At 67.6% G+C, this 18,869-nt stretch carries 16 protein-coding genes; 6 read left to right on the top strand and 10 right to left on the bottom strand.

Going from position 1 to position 18,869, the window contains the following annotated elements; all coding sequences use genetic code 11:
* Positions 1-84: 84 nt before the first annotated feature.
* Positions 85-663: a GNAT family N-acetyltransferase gene (locus IY716_RS12145; RefSeq protein ID WP_218221945.1), complete on the top strand. Its 579-nt coding sequence runs from the start codon at positions 85-87 to the stop codon at positions 661-663.
* 11 nt (positions 664-674) lie between these two features.
* On the opposite strand, the gene IY716_RS12150 is transcribed toward IY716_RS12145, so the two are convergent.
* Positions 675-1,520: a DUF368 domain-containing protein gene (locus IY716_RS12150; protein WP_369699707.1), complete on the bottom strand. Its 846-nt coding sequence runs from the start codon at positions 1,518-1,520 to the stop codon at positions 675-677.
* A gap of 234 nt (positions 1,521-1,754) precedes the next feature.
* A complete protein-coding gene (locus tag IY716_RS12155; RefSeq protein WP_218221946.1) occupies positions 1,755-3,092 on the bottom strand; it encodes a biotin-dependent carboxyltransferase family protein in 1,338 nt (445 codons plus the stop codon).
* A gap of 107 nt (positions 3,093-3,199) precedes the next feature.
* On the opposite strand from IY716_RS12155, the gene IY716_RS12160 reads away from it, so the two are divergent.
* Positions 3,200-4,480 (top strand): MFS transporter, encoded by a 1,281-nt coding sequence (locus IY716_RS12160; protein ID WP_218221947.1) that lies wholly within the window; start codon positions 3,200-3,202, stop codon positions 4,478-4,480.
* A gap of 31 nt (positions 4,481-4,511) precedes the next feature.
* Here IY716_RS12160 and IY716_RS12165 read toward each other — a convergent pair whose 3' ends face one another.
* The 3 genes from IY716_RS12165 to IY716_RS12175 form a co-directional block, all read right to left on the bottom strand.
* A complete protein-coding gene (locus IY716_RS12165) occupies positions 4,512-5,339 on the bottom strand; it encodes a putative hydro-lyase (protein ID WP_218221948.1) in 828 nt (275 codons plus the stop codon).
* Positions 5,336-6,493, bottom strand: coding sequence for an NRAMP family divalent metal transporter (locus IY716_RS12170; RefSeq protein ID WP_218222218.1), 1,158 nt, complete (start codon positions 6,491-6,493; stop codon positions 5,336-5,338). Before IY716_RS12170 ends, IY716_RS12165 begins: the two co-directional genes overlap by 4 nt.
* A 446-nt stretch (positions 6,494-6,939) precedes the next feature.
* Positions 6,940-7,881 (bottom strand): SDR family oxidoreductase, encoded by a 942-nt coding sequence (locus tag IY716_RS12175; RefSeq protein ID WP_218221949.1) that lies wholly within the window; start codon positions 7,879-7,881, stop codon positions 6,940-6,942.
* A gap of 174 nt (positions 7,882-8,055) precedes the next feature.
* On the opposite strand from IY716_RS12175, the gene IY716_RS12180 reads away from it, so the two are divergent.
* The 4 genes from IY716_RS12180 (at position 8,056) to IY716_RS13860 (ending at position 12,023) form a co-directional block, all read left to right on the top strand.
* Positions 8,056-9,924: an ABC transporter ATP-binding protein gene (locus tag IY716_RS12180; RefSeq protein WP_218221950.1), complete on the top strand. Its 1,869-nt coding sequence runs from the start codon at positions 8,056-8,058 to the stop codon at positions 9,922-9,924.
* A gap of 113 nt (positions 9,925-10,037) precedes the next feature.
* Positions 10,038-10,742, top strand: a complete 705-nt coding sequence (locus tag IY716_RS12185) for a spermidine synthase (RefSeq protein ID WP_218221951.1) — start codon at positions 10,038-10,040, stop codon at positions 10,740-10,742.
* 153 nt (positions 10,743-10,895) lie between these two features.
* Positions 10,896-11,141: a hypothetical protein gene (locus IY716_RS12190; RefSeq protein ID WP_218221952.1), complete on the top strand. Its 246-nt coding sequence runs from the start codon at positions 10,896-10,898 to the stop codon at positions 11,139-11,141.
* 30 nt (positions 11,142-11,171) lie between these two features.
* A complete protein-coding gene (locus IY716_RS13860) occupies positions 11,172-12,023 on the top strand; it encodes an FHA domain-containing protein (RefSeq protein WP_255316759.1) in 852 nt (283 codons plus the stop codon).
* 18 nt (positions 12,024-12,041) lie between these two features.
* Here the strand turns inward: IY716_RS13860 and IY716_RS12200 are convergent, their stop codons facing one another.
* The 5 genes from IY716_RS12200 to IY716_RS12220 form a co-directional block, all read right to left on the bottom strand.
* The gene (locus IY716_RS12200) at positions 12,042-12,719 is read right to left on the bottom strand and encodes a GntR family transcriptional regulator (RefSeq protein WP_218221953.1); all 678 of its coding nucleotides are present in this window, start codon (positions 12,717-12,719) and stop codon (positions 12,042-12,044) included.
* Positions 12,720-12,780: 61 nt separating this feature from the next.
* On the bottom strand, positions 12,781-14,571 hold the full coding sequence (locus IY716_RS12205) for a biotin carboxylase N-terminal domain-containing protein (protein ID WP_218221954.1): 1,791 nt from the start codon (positions 14,569-14,571) through the stop codon (positions 12,781-12,783).
* Positions 14,572-14,608: 37 nt separating this feature from the next.
* A complete protein-coding gene (locus IY716_RS12210; RefSeq protein ID WP_218221955.1) occupies positions 14,609-16,339 on the bottom strand; it encodes a carboxyltransferase domain-containing protein in 1,731 nt (576 codons plus the stop codon).
* Entirely contained in the window at positions 16,336-17,106 is a 771-nt protein-coding gene (locus tag IY716_RS12215) for a 5-oxoprolinase subunit PxpA (RefSeq protein ID WP_218221956.1), read from the bottom strand. Before IY716_RS12215 ends, IY716_RS12210 begins: the two co-directional genes overlap by 4 nt.
* A gap of 157 nt (positions 17,107-17,263) precedes the next feature.
* Positions 17,264-18,793 (bottom strand): helix-turn-helix transcriptional regulator, encoded by a 1,530-nt coding sequence (locus IY716_RS12220; protein WP_218221957.1) that lies wholly within the window; start codon positions 18,791-18,793, stop codon positions 17,264-17,266.
* Between the last annotated feature and the right edge of the window lie 76 nt (positions 18,794-18,869).

Below are 18,869 nucleotides of genomic sequence, written 5' to 3' on the forward strand. Positions count from 1 at the left end.
TGGCGCGGGTTCTTGGAGTCGGTCTCCACATTCAATGGTCCGCGGCTCTCGGGGCGTCGGCGTCGGCCTGGCTACTATGTCGGCATGACCCGGGAAGGTCGCATCGCCGGAGAAGACACAGGTCCAGCCTCGCTCGCCTTCCACCGCACCACGTGGGCGGACCTGCCCACGATCCAGCAGTGGCTGCGGCGGCCTCACGTCGCCCGCTACTGGGCTCACCAGACCGACGATGCAGCGATCGCACGGGACTTCGGCGGGAGCATCGACGGGACTGAACCCTGCGCCGACTACATGGTGGTCTGCGCCGGGGTGCCGATCGGGTTCATCCAGCGGAGCCGGATCTCCGACTACCCCGAGGAGCTTCGCGAGCTCACCGAACTGGTCCCGGTGCCGCAGGAGTGTCTGATGATCGACTATCTCCTCGGGGATCCCGACTGGCTCGGCCGTGGCCTGGGCACCGAGATGGTGCGCGCGTTCACCGAGCTCTGCTGGCTCGAGGTGCCTGATGCCGGGGAGATCATCGTGGCGGTGTCAGCGAACAACGTCGCGTCCTTCTCAGCCCTGAGCTCGGCCGGTTATACCCGGATCGCGTCGGGGCGCCTGACGCCGGACAACCCCGGTGATGACGGGTGGCATCACGTGTATCAGCGTCTGCGCCCCTGAGGGGCGAAGGCTCAGCGTGACTGGCGCTGGGACAGCCGGTAGTCCAGCAGCACCAGCACGAACACGACGGCGAAGCCCGCGACTCCCAGCAGCAGCACCAGTCCGAGATCGTCTCCGGGCCCCTGAAGACCGCGCCCCTCGTCCTGCCAGGGCCACAACGTGCGCAGCGCACCGACCATCACCCCGGTGAGCACCACCATGGTAAGCCGGTGATGATGGTCCAGGAGCCATTTGAGTCCCTTGACGATGGCGATCAGCCCGATCGCGAGGCCCAGCGCGAAGATGCCGAGGTAACCGAGGTCGAACTCTGAGGCTGCCTGCAGGGTGGGCTCGTACAGGCCGAAGGTCAGCAGCAGGAAGGAGCCGGAGAGGCCGGGCAGCAGCAGAGCCGAGACGGCGATCGCGGCGGCCGGAAGGATGATGTACCAGGCGGGCTCGACCTCCGTCGGAGGCAGCGAGACCAGCCAGAAGACCACGGCAGCCGCCACGACACCGGCGAGGATGTGACGCATCCGTATGGGCCCGTCTCGATCCTGCAGGGCCATCCGCAGCGGCACCGCGATGGAGGCGAGCACCATCCCGAAGAAGGCCGCGCGGGTGAGCACCGGGTACGTCTCCACCGCGGTGGACATCGGACCCGCCACCGTGAACACGGTGATGAGCATCCCGATCATGACCGGGATGATGATCTTCCAGTCGGCCTGGCGGATGTGGTGCAGGAAACCGGCGCGGCGATCAGGCCCGGTGATCAGGGTTCGTCCTGCTGAGACCACATGCGAGGCGGACTCGATGAGCTGTCGGTAGATTCCGACGACCAGCGCCACCGTGCCGCCGGAGACTCCCGGGACCGTCTCCACTGCTCCGATCAGCGCGCCGCGGACCAGGTTCCCCGGAACGGAGGTGCGCCTCGCCTCGGGTGGTGTCGGAGCATCCTGGACCGGCTCCTCGGTCGGCGCACGGCCTGTGGGGCCGGAGTGGGAGGGGGAAGACTCGGCAGAGATGGTGGACTCCTTGGTCAGGGACTTTGAATGTCGGCATCGGAGCCGGTGTCGGTGCCCGGGGAACGGCGCAGCACGGCACGGATCATTATCTCATCGAGTCCGGACTGCGCCCAGCGCCTCGGGATCCACTGCCTGGAATCGGACCTGGGCACCGGCGGACAGCTGGGCCGCGAGCGCGAGATCCTCTCGCACCACCACTCCGAGCACAGGGTCAGCACTGGTCACAGGGTGTTCCGCCAGTGCGACGGTGGGCTGGCCCGAGGAGGAGACCGTGATGGCCCCCCGCAGCAGCGGCTCGGGCGGCATGGGTTCTGCCATCGTGCGCTGGATCGGATCGTCTCCGTCCAGCAGCAGAGCCGCGCGTCCTGAGGATCTCACCGCCTCCCAGGGCTGACTCTCGAGACGGGAGAGCCCTGCCGAGGCGGCACGGCGGGTGCCGAAGAACTCTGCCCGCGGCCCCGGAACGTAGCGCAGCACGGTGGCGCCCTCGAGCTCCGGCAGCGGGGTGGGGGCCACCGAAGCGATGCCCACGAACCTCGAGGCTGCCCCGGAGAGACCGAATCGGTGTCCCACCTGCACCGGTTCGGGACCGATCCCGGCGGCGGTGTCCGTGGATGCGCTGCCGAGCTGCAGCGGCACATCGAGTCCTCCGGAGATGCCCACGTAGCTGTAGACCCCGCGGTGGACCCCGCGCAGATGCAGAGTCTCGCCTGGAAACACCCAGAATGGCGCTCGCACCGGCGCCGACCGAGATCGGGATGCGGTCCTCGCTGCCTCCTGCCCCCCACGAAAGTTCTGCACGGGTTCTTCGGTGATGACTTCCATGCTCAGCTCGGCCCCGGTCACGGCGAGGATCGAGGTCTGGCAGATCCTCATGCTGAACTCCCCCGAGCAGACCTCGAACACCGCGGCAGAATCATCGTTGCCCACCAGCCGGTTGGCCTGTCGCGCGGCGGCGAGATCCACCGACCCTGATCGTCCGAGACCTCGGTCTCCGAAGCCGTAGCGACCGATGTCCTGGATGAGCACTCGCGCGGCGGGCCCCGTGGTCTCAGCTTTCGCGACGGCCGAATCATCCGGACCGACGCACAGGACCTCGACCACTGCCTCCCGATCATGCAGGGGTGCGCACTCGACGTAGGACTCCGGCAGGCTCACCGCCGGGCGCACCGGGTCTTCCGGGAGTGGGGAATCGGCGGATCCGGCACGACGGCGTCGCAGCTTGAGCCGCCTGGCCAGCTTGAGCGCCGCCTGCGCGTCACGACGACGCCGGAAGTCCACCAGGACAGTCCGGGCCCCGGGGATCAGCTCGACCTGCCCGGGAAAAGGGTTCTCCTGGAGATGCTCCGACAGGCGGGGACGGTCCTTCTCGGCGGTGACCTCGATGACGAGGGCACGCTGCCCCATCTCCCGGACGCTGTGGATCATCCCACCAGGGTCCCATATGGCAGGGGCGGATCTGTGAGGTGCACCATGGCACGTGGAGCTCCCCCTTTGGTCGTTTCCCCTGCGAACCATGAAACAATCGCAGGGTGATGGCCAAGAACAAGGATGCAGCTCACGAGCCGAAGGAGCCGCTGTTCACCAAGGACTTCCTGCTGGCCATCGTCATCAACCTGCTGCTGGCCACGGTCTTCTTCATTCTGATCACCGGACTGGCGGTCTACGCCGCGGAGGAGTTCGCGGCCGGTGAGACCGCCGCCGGATTCGCCGCCTCGGCCTTCGTGGTCGGCGCGCTGTGTGCGCGAGTCTTCGCGGGCAAGTATGTGAACTTCCTCGGTCGGCGGCGCACGGTCCTGGTCTGCCTGATCGTCTACGTGCTCGCCGGGCTCGCCTACCTCTGGGTGGACAGCTACGCGATGCTCATCGCGCTGCGCGCCGTCCACGGAATCTCCTTCGGCTTCGGTCAGACCGCGCTCAACGCAGGGGTCTTCGCGATGATCCCTCGCTCCCGGCGCGGCGAGGGCGCCGGGTACTACCTGCTGGCGAACTCGCTGCCACCGGCCATCGGTCCCCTTGCGGCGATCCAGCTGACCCAGCGCTACGACTTCTGGGCGATGTTCCTGGCGGTCACCCTGGTCTCGGTCATCGGGCTGGTGTTCGCGCTCTTCCTGAAGCTTCCGGAGGACAGCCCCTGGCGCACCAGCCTGCGCGAGAAGCTCACCCTGCGTCCGCGGGACATCATCGAACCGCGCGCGTTCAAGATCTCGCTGGTGGCGATGCTGCTGGGCATCGGCTTCGCCTCGGTGATGACCTTCCTCAACGGCTATGCGCGCAGTCTCGACATGGTGGATGCCGCTTCGCTGTTCTTCGTCATCTACGCCGGTGCCGTGTTGGTCTCCCGGCTCTTCATGGGCAAGATCCAGGACCGCTACGGGGACAACTGGGCGGTCTATCCAGCCGTGCTGTTCTACATCGTGGCGATGGTGCTCCTCGCCTGGGCACCGAATCAGGGCGTGCTGCTCGTCGCCGGGGTGCTCGCCGGGTTCGGGTTCGGCTCGCTGCTGCCGGTGCTGCAGGCGATCATCGCCTCGGATCTTCCCGCCCACCGCACGAGCATCGGGATCTCGACCTTCTTCATCCTGCTCGACACCGGGTTCGGCTTCTCCCCGCTGCTGCTGGGGCCGCTGGTCAGCTTCGCGGACTATCGCTTCATGTACGCGGCCTGCGCCGGCGTCGTCGTGCTCTCGCTGGTGCTGTACTGGCTGGTGCACGGGCGGCACGACGTGCTGCAGGGCACGGCGCGCAGGGTCCCGCGCTCAGGTCCCAGAGCGAAGGACGACGACGGCGCCGGGGCCAGTCCTCAGGACAGCTGAGGCTGAGGCCCCTACCAGCTGAGTCGCTGGGTCACGGCACCTGCAGCGCGGTGTTCGGCAGATCGGTGATCAGCATGTGGCCCGGGGCGTGGCTGATGGCCAGTTCGGGCTTCGACTCCATCACCGCTGCCTGCGGAGTGACCCCACAGGCCCAGAAGACCGGTGTCCACCCAGCGGGGATCTCCACAGGATCTCCGAAGTCCGGCGCCGAGAGGTCACCGATCCCCAGCTCAGCGGGGCTGCCGATGTGCACCGGGGCACCGTGCACCCCCGGGTACCGGGAAGTGATGCGCACGGCATCGGCGATCCGGTGCGCGGGCAGGGGACGCATCGACACCACCATCGGGCCGCTGAGCCGACCTGCGGGTGCGCAGCGGATCGCGGTCTTGTACATGGGGACGTTGACCCCCTGCTCGAGATGCGCGATCGGCAGTCCCGCCTCGAGCAGCGGAGCCTCGAAGGTGAAGCTGCAGCCGATCAGGAACGCGACGAGGTCCTCACGCCAATGCTGCGTCGCCTCATCGGGCTCCGCCACAAGGTCACCTTCGCGGTAGACCCGATAGGCGGGGATGTCAGTCCGAATGTCGCCGCCGGCCAGCAGCGGGGCCGCCGAGCCGGCGTCGTCGTGCTGACCCGGCTCGAAGACACCCAGCACAGGACAAGACTTGGGGTTGCGCTGAGCGAAGAGCAGCATGTCGAAGGCGAGATCGCGGGGCAGCGCCAAGAGGTTGGCCTGGGCGTAACCCGCGCTGAACCCGCTGGTGGGCCGGCGCAGCCCGGCCCGGAACTCTGCGCGGGCCGCGGCCGGAGTCAGCGCCTCGGGTCCAGGGGCCTGAGGCTCCGGGCAGGTCTGGCTCATCCCTCGGTCCAGAGGCTGGCAAGACCGCCCAACGAGCTGATGCCCATGTAGATGGTCAGCAGCCAGGTGAGCACGCCGAGGATCAGCAGCCACTTCGGGTACTTATAACCCTGGAGCAGGTCCCGACGGCGCCAGGCGGCGTAGAGGATCACCGCGAAGCCCAGCGGCAGCACGGTCCCGTTGAAGGCGCCGGCCATGATCAGCAGGGTCTGCGGGGCCTGTCCCAGCAGCAGGAAGACCACACTGGTCAGCACCAGGAAGCCCAGGAAGTACCAGTTCTTGGTGCGGTCCTTGGTCTTGGTGGTCGTCAGGAAGGAGACGGTCGTATACGTGCAGCCGAGGATCGAGGTGATCGCGGCGACCCAGAAGACGACGCCGAAGACGCGCAGCCCGATGTCTCCGAGGGCGACGGAGAAGGCATCGGCGGCGACGTTGTCCTCCGCGAGTGCGGTCCCGGTGGCGACCACACCGAGGATGGCGAGGAAGAGCAGGAAGCGGATCACCGAGGCGACGGCGATGCCGAGGACCGAGGTCTGCGTGATCGCCTTGACGTTGTCGATGCCGGTGTTGCCCGACGCGATCAGCCGGTGCGCGCCGGCGTAGGTGATGTAGCCACCGACGGTGCCACCGATGAGTGTGGTGATGACGAGGAACTCGACCTGGTCAGGCACGAAGGTCTGCCGCAGCGCGTCGCCCAGCGGGGGCGCGGTGGTGATCGCCATGAAGATCATCAGCAGGATCAGCACGGCGCCACAGCCCACGACAATGCGGTCCAGGGCCACGCCGGCCTTCTTGGACAGGAAGATGAGCAGCGCGATCACAACCGAGATCGCGCCGCCGAGCCGCGCGTCCATGCCGGTCATCGCATTCACGCCGAGTCCCGCGCCGGCGATGTTGCCGATGTTGAACACCACGCCGCCGAAGAAGATCAGGACGGCCAGGGCCCAGCCAAGACCCGGGAGGATCTTGTTGCCCAGCGTCTGGGCGTAGAGCCCCGAGACGCCCAGCACGCGCCAGACATTGAGCTGCACAGCGATGTCCACGAGCACCGAGATCAGGATCGCAAAGCCGAAGGCGGCGCCGAGCTGGTAGGTGAAGGTCGCGGTCTGGGTGATGAAGCCCGGGCCGACGGCGCTGGTGGCCATCAGGAACATCGCGCCGAGCAGGGCGGTGCGACGAGTGCGGGTCAACACCGGACCCTGAGGCTCAGGGTCTTGCTGAGAGTGGGGCGCATCCGCGGCGCGCTGGTGAGGCGGGATGTTCGCCGATGATGCGTCGGGGGTGGAGGCGTCAGCCACAGGAGCCCTCCTGAGCTCAGTAGGGAGGAACAGCTGCGGCACGCAGAGGTGCTGGATGTGACGCAGGTCTATTCCGTAGATCACAGCTCACAGTACTGTTGTTCAACAATCCAGGCAAGGGATTGTGGAACAATCACGCCAGGTTTTACATGCCCGTCATATGTCCTGGGCGATGCGCCGATTGTTGGTCTTCCCGAAGCCGAACCAGACCAACCCCAGACACACCTGTGGGGCGGGCGCATATGCGCCCACCCCACAGGTGTGCTCGAAGTGATTCCTGTTGAGGAACCTCAGAAGGACCGTTACGCGGTGGGGGTGCCTCCGTTGGCGTTGAGCGTCTCGCCGGTGACGTAGCTGGACTCGGGTGAGGCCAGGAACACGAAGGCCGGTGCCATCTCCACCGGCTGGCCGGGGCGGCCCAGCGGCGTGTCGTGCCCGAACTCCGGCAGCTTCTCCTTCGGCTGGCCCTCGGTGGGCTGGATGATGGTCCAGACCGGACCGGGTGCCACGGCGTTGACGCGGATGCCTCGGGGGGCAAGCTGCTGCGCCAGGCCCTTGGTGAAGTTGTTGATCGCAGCCTTGGTGGCCGCGTAGTCCAACAGCATCGGATTCGGCGCGTAGGCCTGAACCGAGGTGGAGTTCACGATGGTCGAGCCCGGACCCATATGCTTCAGGGCGGCGCGGGTGAGCGTGTACATCGACTTGATGTTGATCTGGAAAGTCTCGTCGACCTGCTCGTCGGTCAGCTCCTCCAGCGAGTCGTTGACGATCTGCTTGCCGGCGTTGTTGACCAGAATGTCGAGTCCGCCCAGCTTCTCTGCAGCCGAATCGGCGAGGCTGTCGCGGTACTGCTTGTCCATCAGGTCACCCGGCAGCGCGACGGCGGTGCGACCGGCGTCCTCGATCGCAGAGATGACGCGCTCGGCGTCCTTGCCCTCGGCGGGGAGGTACGCGATGGCGACGTCGGCGCCCTCACGGGCGAACGCGATGGCGGTGGCGGCGCCGATGCCCGAGTCACCGCCTGTCACCAGGGCCTTGCGGCCCTGCAGACGACCAAGTCCGCGGTAGGTCTCCAGGCCGATGTCCGGCACCGGCTCGGCGTCGACCTCGAGGCCCGGCTCCGCCTGGTCCTGCTTCGGCGGGGAGATCTTGCTGTGGCGAGTGGTCGGATCGTCGAAGGCCAGCTGAGTACCCTGGAATTCGGTCACATCGGGAAATGAAGTAGCGTTCGATTCAGTGCTCATGTTCCTGACTCTAGGCCGGAACACGTGCGGCCCACAAGGACCGTCACCCGCCCATGCACATGAGGATTCCCACACTCCGGAATGGGAACATCCAACCGGCGGTTGTGGTTGGGGCTTCGCACCGCGCACCTGCGCACGATGCAGCGACATCAAGACATCTCTGGGGGTAAATGCGTGAGCATGGAACGCGCGGCGTGGGGCTCGCTTTACAGCATGACCCACGCGAAGAAGGACCACAGGCCGTTCAACAAGGAGACGCTGAAGCGGATCGGCGGATTCGCCCACCCGCACCGCGTCAAACTGATCTGGTTCCTGATCCTCTCGGTCATCACCGCCGCGCTCGCTGTGGCGACGCCCCTGTTGGCGGGACAGGTCGTCAACGCGATCACCAGCGAGGCAGCCGTGAGCGTGGTCATCCGGCTGGCAGTGCTGATCGCGTTCATCGCCCTGGCCGACGCAGGATTCAACGTGCTCAGCCGCTGGCTGTCCTCCCAGATCGGCGAGGGCCTGATCCTGGACCTGCGCACGGCTGTCTTCGATCACGTGCAGAAGATGCCCATCGCCTTCTTCACCCGGACGCGAACCGGCGCCCTGGTCAGTCGGCTCAACAATGATGTGATCGGTGCTCAGCGGGCGTTCAGCGGGACGCTCTCCGGAGTGGTCGGCAACCTGGTCATGGTCATCCTGACGCTGATCGCCATGCTGTCCCTCTCCTGGCAGGTGACCGTGCTGGCCCTGCTGATGCTGCCGGTGTTCGTCCTGCCTGCTCGCCGAATGGGCCGGCGTCTCGCCGTGCTGCAGCGTGAAGCGGCCAACCACAATGCCGCCATGGGCACCCAGATGACCGAACGGTTCTCGGCTCCCGGTGCCACGCTGATCAAGCTCTTCGGCCGTCCCGAGGAGGAGTCGGTCGAGTTTGAGAAGCGCGCCCGCCGCGTCCGCAACATCGGCGTCAAGACCGCCATGCTGCAGTCAAGCTTCGTCACCGCCCTGACACTGGTCTCAGCGCTGGCGCTGGCCCTGGTCTATGGGCTCGGCGGCTTCTACGCGATCGTCGGTGAGCTTGAGGCGGGCGCAGTGGTCTCCCTAGCGCTGCTGCTGACCCGGCTCTATGCACCTCTGACGGCGTTGGCCAGTGCCCGCGTGGAGGTCATGAGCGCGCTGGTCAGCTTCGAACGAGTCTTCGAGGTGCTGGATCTCAAGCCGCTGATCACGGAGAAGCCCGATCCCGAGCTGATCCCCGCGGGTCCTGCGTCGGTGGTCTTCGACGGCGTCACCTTCGCCTATCCCTCGGCGGAGAAGGTCTCGCTCGCCTCCCTGGAGGAGGTGGCCACATTGGACTCTCGCGGCGGGGAGGAGGTGCTGCACGGCATCGACTTCCGCGTGGAGCCGGGCCAGACAGTGGCCCTGGTGGGCTCCTCGGGAGCCGGCAAGTCCACCATCGCCGCGCTTCTCGCTCGGCTCTATGACGTGGATTCCGGCTCGGTGAAGGTTGCCGGCGTGGATCTGCGCGACACCAGCTTCGCCTCGCTGCGCGCGACGCTCGGCGTGGTCACCCAGGATGGGCACCTCTTCCACGACAGCATTCGCGCGAACCTGACGCTGCCGGCGCCGGAGGCCAGCGACGATGAGGTCTGGGATGCGCTGCGCCGCGCCAGACTCGAGGCGCTGGTGCACTCGATGCCCGACGGGCTGGACACCGTGGTGGGCGAGCGTGGCTACCGGCTCTCCGGCGGAGAGCGCCAGCGGATGACGCTTGCCCGCCTGCTGCTCGCCCAGCCCCAGGTGGTGATCCTCGACGAGGCCACCGCCGCGCTGGACTCCACCTCAGAGGCGGCAGTCCAGGCAGCGCTGACCGAGGCGCTCGTGGGCCGCACCGCCCTGGTGATCGCACACCGGCTGTCCACGGTCCGCGCCGCGGACTCCATCCTGGTCGTGGAGGCGGGCGAGATCGTCGAACGCGGCACCCATCCGGAGCTGCTGGCCGCCGACGGCCGCTATGCGGAGCTCTACCGCACCCAGTTCGCCACCGAGGGCTCCTGAGCTGCACCCCAGCAGACCCGCTCCGGGGACCCACTGATCCCCGGGGACCCCGCGGAGGCCTCCGCGGCGAGACGCTCCGTAGGATGGAGGCGCAATCGATGAGAGGCACCAGGATGAAAGCACGTTTCGAAGAACTCGACTTCCAGCCGACGCCCATGGGCGAGCTGATGCTCCGGCGACGCACCGAAGCCGGCACAGGCACCGACATCTACGAGGTGAAGCTCGGCGAGGAATTCCTGATGTCCAGCCTCTTCACCGTCGCGGAGGAGCAGATGGCCACCCTCGGTCTCGCAGCTGCCAGCGGCGACGAGCTGGACGTCCTCGTCGGAGGGCTGGGTCTGGGCTACACGGCGGTCACGGCGCTCGGAGACGACCGCGTTCGGAGCCTGGAGGTCATCGACGCGCTTGGTGAGGTCATCGGCTGGCATCAGCGCAAGCTTCTTCCGGTCTCCCCCGCGCTGGTCGAGGACCCCCGAACGAACCTGCGTCGGGATGACTTCTTCGCCGTGGTCAGGCAGGATCCAGCAGCAGATGCTCCGCGCTATGACGTGATCCTCCTCGACGTCGATCACTCGCCGCGGCACACGCTCGCGCCGAGTCATGCCGATCTCTACACGGTTCCCGGACTCACCGCTCTGGCTCAGCACCTCAACGAGGGCGGCGTCTTCACCCTGTGGTCCGACGATGCGCCGGACGAGGAGTTCAGCGCCACCCTCGCCTCGGTGTTCGACGACACTCAGGCCCACGTGGTCGACTTCGACAACCACCTGACGGGCGGCACCTCCTCGAACACCGTCTACGTCGGAATCCGCCGTTGAACCGTGCGTAATATCGCGTCATATGAGGTCAGGGGCGTGTGAGGTCTTCCTAATTCAGCTCGGCCGGGAGAAGATGTCGATGAGCGAGAGCTCACCATCACCATCACCTGCATCGCAATGAAGCGATGCTGAAACTGGTCAGGAGACGCAGCTATGACTGAGAGCACCCGTTCTGAGAACCTGAATCCAGGAGGCAACCAGCCGCACCAGATCGGAGACTGGGCCGATCTGGGTCAGGAGATGTGGTCGTATCTCACCGGCCGCGGCGCCGCCGTGAACTACACGCTGGAAGACATGACCGTCGAGGTGCCGCGGGACATCGGACCCGACGCTCCCCGCGCCGTATGGAAGTTCAACGGGACACTGCGCGTGACCACCAGCGACCAAGCAAGCTCCTGAAGATCGGCACCGGGTGAGTCAGGCGCCACCATGCGACTAGACATCGACATCAGCGCAACGATCACACAGGTCGAGGCGGACGGCACCGAGTCGGGCCAGGTGGACGCGAGCATCAGGGCCGACGGTCGGCACATCGAGATTCGCACCGAGGACCCCTCTCTGCTGGACGGGATGCCTCGGTCCATCACCCGAGCGGCCGATGCCTTCGCTTCTCGGTTGGCGGCCCAGGGTCTGACCCTCTCCATCACAGGTCCATCCGGTGAGATCGTCAGCCTCGGCGCGGTGAAGACCACTGTGATGAGTCGAGTGCTCACTCGTTCGAAGCACATTCGGCTAGGGTCGCTGAAATCGCTCCCGCGCTTCGCGAACGCCGGGGCTTCCGGGGCGGAAAGCTCCGGCTCGCTGATTCCCCCGGAGACTCCGTGGCCGCCCGCGCCCACCTTCAACCGGAGAATCCGCCGCAGAATCACCACCACGCATGCGCCGCGAGGTGCCGGCCGACCACGGCTGATCATGAGTCGGGCAGACCAGCACGATTCGGGTCCCCTGGAGTTCAACCTGCTCGCGGACCGCACGCTGATCGGCAGCGACGAGACCTCGGATCTGCAGTTGGCGGGCCTCGAGCCAGTCCACGCAGAGATCCTTCACGATGAGTTCGATGAATATGTCATCGTTCGCCATGGTTCCATCGGGGGCAGTCGCAGCGCCGAACCTGGCGCGCCGGTGACCCTGCGCACCGGGTCGAGGATCGAGGTGGGAGCGTGGAGACTGGTGTTCCTGCGCGAGGAGTACGCCGATCACGGCCGTCCCTTTGGTGGACGCCAGGGCGGCGAGCTCGCGTACCAGCGACCGCAGCCCGACCCATACCGTCGCCACGACTAGCTCTCACGGCACTCTGGTTCAGCTTCCCAGGTGCTCCAGCAGCTCCGCCTCGGCCGCTCCGAGATACTCGACCAGATAGTCTTCGGCGGCCTGACGGTCACCGCCGCTGAGCAGCACCGCGAGCTCGCCGTTGCGCCGGATATAGGTGTGGTGGAAGCTGGGCTGCTCGGACTTCGCGTGGAACGCCAGGCGCATGCGGGCGAGCACCTGCTCCATGAGCGCGTCGATCATGGGGCTGCGCACCTGGGCGGCGATGGTCCGGTGGAACACCTGATTGGCCTGGGCCATCGCGGGAACATCGCCGAGTTCGCGCGCCAGCTCCGCCCCCGAGACGATCCGGTGCAGCTGGTCCAGCTCCTCCGGCGGAAACTCAGCAGTCCTGACGGCCCCCACCTCGAGCACTCGGCGTACCCGGTAGATCTCCTGGACGTCTTCGGAGGTGGGCTGGTGCACGAAGACCCCGCGGTTCGGGTGCTTCTCCACCAGTCCCTCGGCGGCGAGGATCTGGAATCCGCTGCGCAGGGTATGCCGGGAGATCTCCAGCTGACGGGTCAGCTGGACCTCGGGCAGCTTGGTGCCGGGGCGGATCGCGCCGGCCGAGATGGCGCCGCGCAGCAGCTCCGCCACGCGCTCCGGGGCGTGGGCGTGTTCGCTGAGCCCCTCGGCGGACAGGGAATGCCACATCACGTCGGTCATCCCACCAATCTAACCGAGCGCCGGTGCCCACGATCGGAGCGCTCGGTCGCGGTGGAAGTTCTCAGTCGATCCTGCCGAGAACCTGCCCGGCCTTCAGCACGGCCCCGGGCTGCAGCTGCTCGCGGGAGAACGTCCCGCTGCTCGGCGCTGCCACGGTGGATTCCATCTTCATGGCTTCGACCACCGCGATAGCGTCACCTGCGGAGACGCTGGCACCATCGTCCACGGACCAGCGGACCAGGCTGCCCGCGAGCTTGGTGATGACGGCTCCTTCCTCCGGCTCACCGGGGCCGACTGGGGCGCCGTCCTCGGCCTTGTCCTCACCGGGCTTCTGTCCACCAGCCAGCATGCGCACCAACGCCCCGGGCAGGCCCAGGGTGACCGGACGGCCGTCGATCTCCACCGTGGTGCGGCGCATGCCGTGCTCGCGGTGGCGCAGCGCGGCGGCCATATGCTCCGACTCCTGCATTCCCTCCCCGAAGGCGGCCTCGAACTCGGTCTCGATCCACCGAGTGTGCACCCGGAATCCCGCAGCGCCCTCGGTGGCGAGGAAGTCCTCGGCCTCAAGCGCCTGGCGGTGGAACGGCAGGACCGTGGGGAGGCCTTCGATCCGCATCTCGGCCAGCGCCATCTGGGCTCGGCGCAGCGTGGTCACCCGGTCCGGACCAGTGACGATCAGCTTGGCGAGCATCGAGTCGAAGGCGCCGGAGACCTCGTCACCGCTGCGCACACCGGTGTCCACGCGGATGCCTGGCCCCGTGGGCGGCGCGAAGACCTCCACGGGCCCGGGGGTGGGCAGGAAGCCGTGGGCGGGCTCTTCTGCGTTGAGCCGGAATTCCACCGAATGACCTGTGGGCCGAGGGTCTTCGGTGAGGCGCAGCGGGTGACCTTCCGCGATGCGCAGCTGCTCGGCCACCAGGTCCACGCCCGAGGTCTCTTCGGTGACCGGGTGCTCCACCTGCAGGCGGGTGTTGACCTCCAAGAAGCTCAAGAGACCAGGTCGGCCCTCCTGTCCCGGGCTGAGCAGGTACTCCACGGTCCCGGCCCCGACGTAACCCGCCTCGGCGCAGATCGCCCGCGCGGAGCGGTGGATCTCGGCGCGCTGGTCATCGCTGAGGAACGGCGCGGGCGCCTCTTCCACGAGCTTCTGGTTCCGCCGCTGCAGCGAACAGTCTCGGGTCCCGACGACGACGACGCTGCCATGCTCATCCGCGAGCACCTGCGCCTCCACGTGTCGGGGCCGATCCAGGAACCGCTCCACGAAGCACTCGCCGCGGCCGAAGGCGGATTCGGCTTCCCGCACGGCAGAGGCGAAGGCCTCATCGATCTCGGCCTCCTCCCGCACGATGCGCATGCCGCGGCCTCCCCCACCATGGGCGGCCTTGATCGCCACGGGCAGTCCATGCTCGTCGACGAAGGCGCGAATCTCATCCGAGGAGGCGACGGGGCCGTCGGTGCCCGGCACCAGCGGCGCACCGACTCTGACCGCGAGCGCCCGCGCGGTGACCTTGTTTCCCAGCGTCTCGATGGTCTCCGGGCGAGGACCGACCCAGGTCAGTCCCGCCTCGCGCACGGCCCGCGCGAAGTCTGCGTTCTCGGAGAGGAACCCATAACCGGGGTGGATCGCGTCGGCGTCGGCCTGCCCCGCGGCGGCGAGCAGCTTGTCCTGGTCCAGGTAGGTCTGCGCGGAGGTGGTGCCGTGGAGGGCGAGAGCCTCATCCGCGAGCTGGACATGCAGCGCATCGGCGTCCTGGTCGGCGTAGACCGCCACGGCGATGTAGCCCGATTCGCGAGCGCTGCGGATGATGCGGACAGCGATTTCGCCGCGGTTGGCGATCAGGATGCGCTTCATGGTGAGGTCTTCTCTCCGAGGTCAGGCGGGTATGGGCTCAGGGGCTATGGGGTGAGAGGGTCAGGGTGTCGGGGTCCACCGGCGCCAGGTGGATCGTGTCTCCAGGGACGAGCTGGGCGGCGGCCGGGAGGTCCTCCTCGATGACCACGCCGATCACCGGGTAGCCGCCGGTGACCGGATGATCGTTGAGGAAGAGCACCGGCGTTCCGGCCGGCGGCATCTGCAGCGAGCCGCGCACCACGCCCTCGCTGGGGAGCTCGCCGTTCTCGAGGCGTTCCAGTGGACGGCCTGGCTCTCCCGGACTGGTCTCCCCCACCTCAAGTCGTATACCGATCCGGTTCGATGCCTGGGTCACCGTCCAGGACTGAGAGGTCAATCGGTGAGACTCCTGGGGGCTGAACCAGTCCTCCCGGGGGCCATAGGTGAACCGCAGCACGGTCTGCCCGGCCGTGGATGCCCCGCCGGCAGAGGTTGAGCCCGCGGCGCCGGCGCCCTGACTCGCGCCCTCGCGATGCGAGATCGCGGTCTCTGGCATGCCCACGGCGCGGGTGGCCAGCTCGGCCCGGCACACCTGATCGCCTGAGGTCAGCGGGGCAGGGCCCAGTCCGGACATGGTGTCGGTGGAGACGCTGCCCAGAACTTCTGTGGCGGCGATTCCTCCGCGCAGCGCGAGCACGCTGCGCAGTCCACGTTCCGGGGCGCCCAGACTCAGCGTCTCGCCCGGTGCCAACGCAAACGGGGACCGCAGCGGGGCGCGTCGGCTGGGACCGGTGACTCCGGTGACGGTGAGCGGCGCCTCGGCTCCACAGACGGCCAGCACCACGGTCGATTCAGCGCGCAGCGACAGGCCGCCGTGCAGCGACTCCAGCACCGCCGCATGCGGCTCGTTGCCGACCAGCCGATTGGCTTGCAACAGCGCCGCTTCATCCGCGACCCCGGCCCGGGAGACCCCGAGGTCACTGAAGCCGATGCGTCCCAGGTCTTGGATCAGCGTCTGCAGTCCGGGGTCGACCACACTCAGCACGGCGTCCTGCGCGGGAGACTCAGCCTCGGGCGCGGCGGTGCCGGCCGAGGTCGGCGTGGTCGTGACCACCCGCTCCTGGACCGGCGTGTACCGGACGGAATCACCGGGCCGCACCAGCGCAGGAGACTCCCCCTGGGCTTCTCGATCGAGGTCCCAGAGGACGGCTGGCGTATGTCCGATGAGCTGCCAGCCCCCGGGTGAGATACGCGGGTAGACCGCGGAGAACTCCCCAGCCAGCGCAACGGAGCCCGCCGGGACTGACTTGCGCGGGCTGCTGCGCCGCGGCACGTCCAGCGCGGCTGCTGCCCGGCCTGCGGACTCCGCGACAGCGGCGTCGTCCTCGCCGTGGCGGGGAACGCAGTAGGTGAACCCCGGAGCGAAGCCTCCGAAGGCTCCTGTCCACGTTTGCCCGGTGTGCCAGGTGATCAGGGCCTCGGTGCTCATCCCCAGGTGGGTGGCGAGCTCCTCGAGGTCCTCTCCGTCATAGATGACCTCGAGCTCCACGTGGCGGGCACCCTCGGCTGAGAAGGCCGGGAAGTCGAGACCGTCCAGGTGCTGGCGTGCCTCACGCAGCGCGGGGCGGGAGGCGAAACGCAGCAGCACCGTGCGTGCGGCCGCCACGGCATCGACCTGCCCGGGAAGCGGCGCGGTGGTGAGCTGCTGGTGGCAGGCCAGGACCTCATCCAGGGTCGCCAGCTCCAGCAGGAGAGCTCGGGGTCCGGCCTCGCGGATGGCGCTGATCATGCGAAGCTGCGGATGTCGATTCCGGAGTCCTGCAGGGCGCTGCGCACGGCCTGCGCCATCGCGACCGCCCCGGGGGTGTCGCCGTGGGTGCAGATGGATTCCGCCTGAGTCTCGATGCGGGTTCCGTCGCGGGCGATGAGCACCGATTCCTCGGCCAGGCGCAGCATGTTCTCCACCACCTGATCGGTGTCATGGAGGACGGCGTCGGGTTCGCGCCGCGAGACGAGCGTCCCATCGGGGTTGTAGCTTCGGTCGGCGAAAGCCTCCGAGACTCCGCGCAGCCCCGCCTCGGCGGCATAGTCCAGGGCGATGGATCCGGGCAGCAGCAGCACCGGCAGCTCGCGCCCAGTGCTGCTCTGGTACTCCGCGATGGTGTCGATCACCGCGTGGGCGTGACCGGTGTGGGAGATCATGGAGTGATAGAGCGCCCCATGGGGCTTCACGTAGCGGATCTGGGATCCCACCGCGCCCGCGATGCCTTCCAGCGCGCCGAGCTGGTAGAGCACGTCCGCGGAGAGTTCTTCCGGGGAGCATTCCAGGTGGCGTCGGCCGAATCCGGCCAGGTCGCGGTAGCCGATATGTGCTCCGATGGTGACCTCTTGGGCGACTGCCTCTGCCGCCGTCGCACGGATGGTCATCGGGTCCCCGGCGTGGAATCCGCAGGCGATGTTCGCGCTGGAGACCATGCGCAGGATGGCGGCGTCGTCGCCGATGGTCCAATTGCCGAAGGACTCCCCGACGTCGCTGTTCATGTCGATGTGTGCCACGTGAACCTCCAGGAGCCGGTGTTGCCCACGTCTCAATGTGAGCTGAGTCAAGGATGCCCCAGTTACGAGGATTGTTCAACAATCGCGCCGCGCTGATCCGTGGAGATCGTCGAGCCCGAAGAGCGTGCCGCGCTCAGTCCTGGCGAACGTGCCGCGCTCAGTCCTGGCGAGCGTGCCGATCGAGAAACTCATAGACCTCGGTGGTGTCCACTCCGGGGAAGGCTCCCTGTGGCATCGCGGCGAGCAGATGGGTGTTGGCGCGGGCGGCGGGCCAGGCCTTGCCCTCCCAGCGTGCTGCCAGCTCGGCCGGGGGCTGCCGGCAGCAGGTGGGATCATCCGGGCATCGTGACGCGGAGCGCGAGGTGGTGTCGGAGCCGCGGAACCACTTCACATGCTCGAAGGGCACCCCGATGGACAGCGAATACACCCCGGAGGAATGCGCCTCGGTGCGTGCCGTGCACCAGAAGGTGCCCACTGTGGTGTCGGTGTACTGGTGGAAGGACCTGAACTTGTCGTCGATGTCGAAGACCTGGCGCGAGGTCCACTGCCGGCAGATGGTCTGACCTTCGATCGCCCCCGAGTGATCCGCCGGGAAGTTCACCCCATCGTTCTCGTACGCCTTGTGCAGGATCCCGGATTCGTGGACCTTCTGGAAGTGGCACGTGATGCCCAGGTGCTCAGTGGCCAGGTTCGTGAACCGGTGGGCTGCAGACTCATAGGAGACCGCGAAGGCATCCCGCAGGTCCTCGATGGCCAACTCTTTGCGCGCCTTGGCCTCCTTGAGAAAGCGCACCGTGGTGGCCTCGGGCATGAGCAGGCTTGCCGCGAAGTAGTTGGTATAGACCCGCTGGCGCAGAAACTCGGAATAGTCCGCCGGCTCGGTGTGACCCAACACCTGATGACCCAGCGCCTGCAGCAGCACCGAGCGGGCGTCCCACTGCCGCGAGCTCCCCTGGGTCAGGTAGATGATGCGGTTCTTCTGATCCGTGACCGATCGGGTGGACTCCGGAAGATTCGGCACGAAGCGCAGCGAAAATCCCAGATGCGCGGCGATATCGGCCACCACATGATGGGAGAGCGGGCCGTCGCGGTGGTCCACCGCGTCCAGCAGCTCCTGGGCCGCCGCCTCGATCTCCGGGTAGTAGTTGTTCCTGGCGCGCATCTCCTCACGCAGCTCCGTGTTGGCCCGCCGCGCCTCCTCGGGAGTCGCCGCCTGTTCCTCCAGACGACGGCGCAGCTCACCCTGCAGTGCCACGAGCGACTGCAGGACATCGAGCGGAAGCCGGGAGCTGATCCTGACCGTGGGAAGGTTCAGTGCCGCGTAGAGCGGCCCCCGCTGGGCCTTCTCCAGCTCGATCTCCAGGGCGGCGCGCTGTGAGGGTGGCTCGGCGCCGAAGAGGTCATCGAGACTGACCTTCAGCACCTTGGCCAGTTGCTGCAGCTGGGACAGCTTGGGCTCGCGGCGACCGTTCTCCAGCAGGGAGAGCTGACTCGGTGCGGTGCCCAGCGCCTCAGCCAGCGCGTCGAGCGTCATGCCGGCTTGCTTGCGCAGGTGCCGGACGCGCCGGCCCAGCGCGATCAGATCAAAGCCTTCCTCAGAGGCCTCGGCCGAAGCACGCTCGATCGAGCGCAGCGAGGCGCGCCCCTGCCCTGGCCTCGCCGATGAGGTCCCCTGTGCTGCGCGCATACCAGGGGATTCTACCGCCCGGGCCGGACTGGCCGGTGACCCACACCACTGTCATGTCCTGGCGAGTAGCGTGAGG

This window comes from Nesterenkonia sp. Act20 (assembly GCF_019173455.1).
Lineage (GTDB): Bacteria > Actinomycetota > Actinomycetes > Actinomycetales > Micrococcaceae > Nesterenkonia.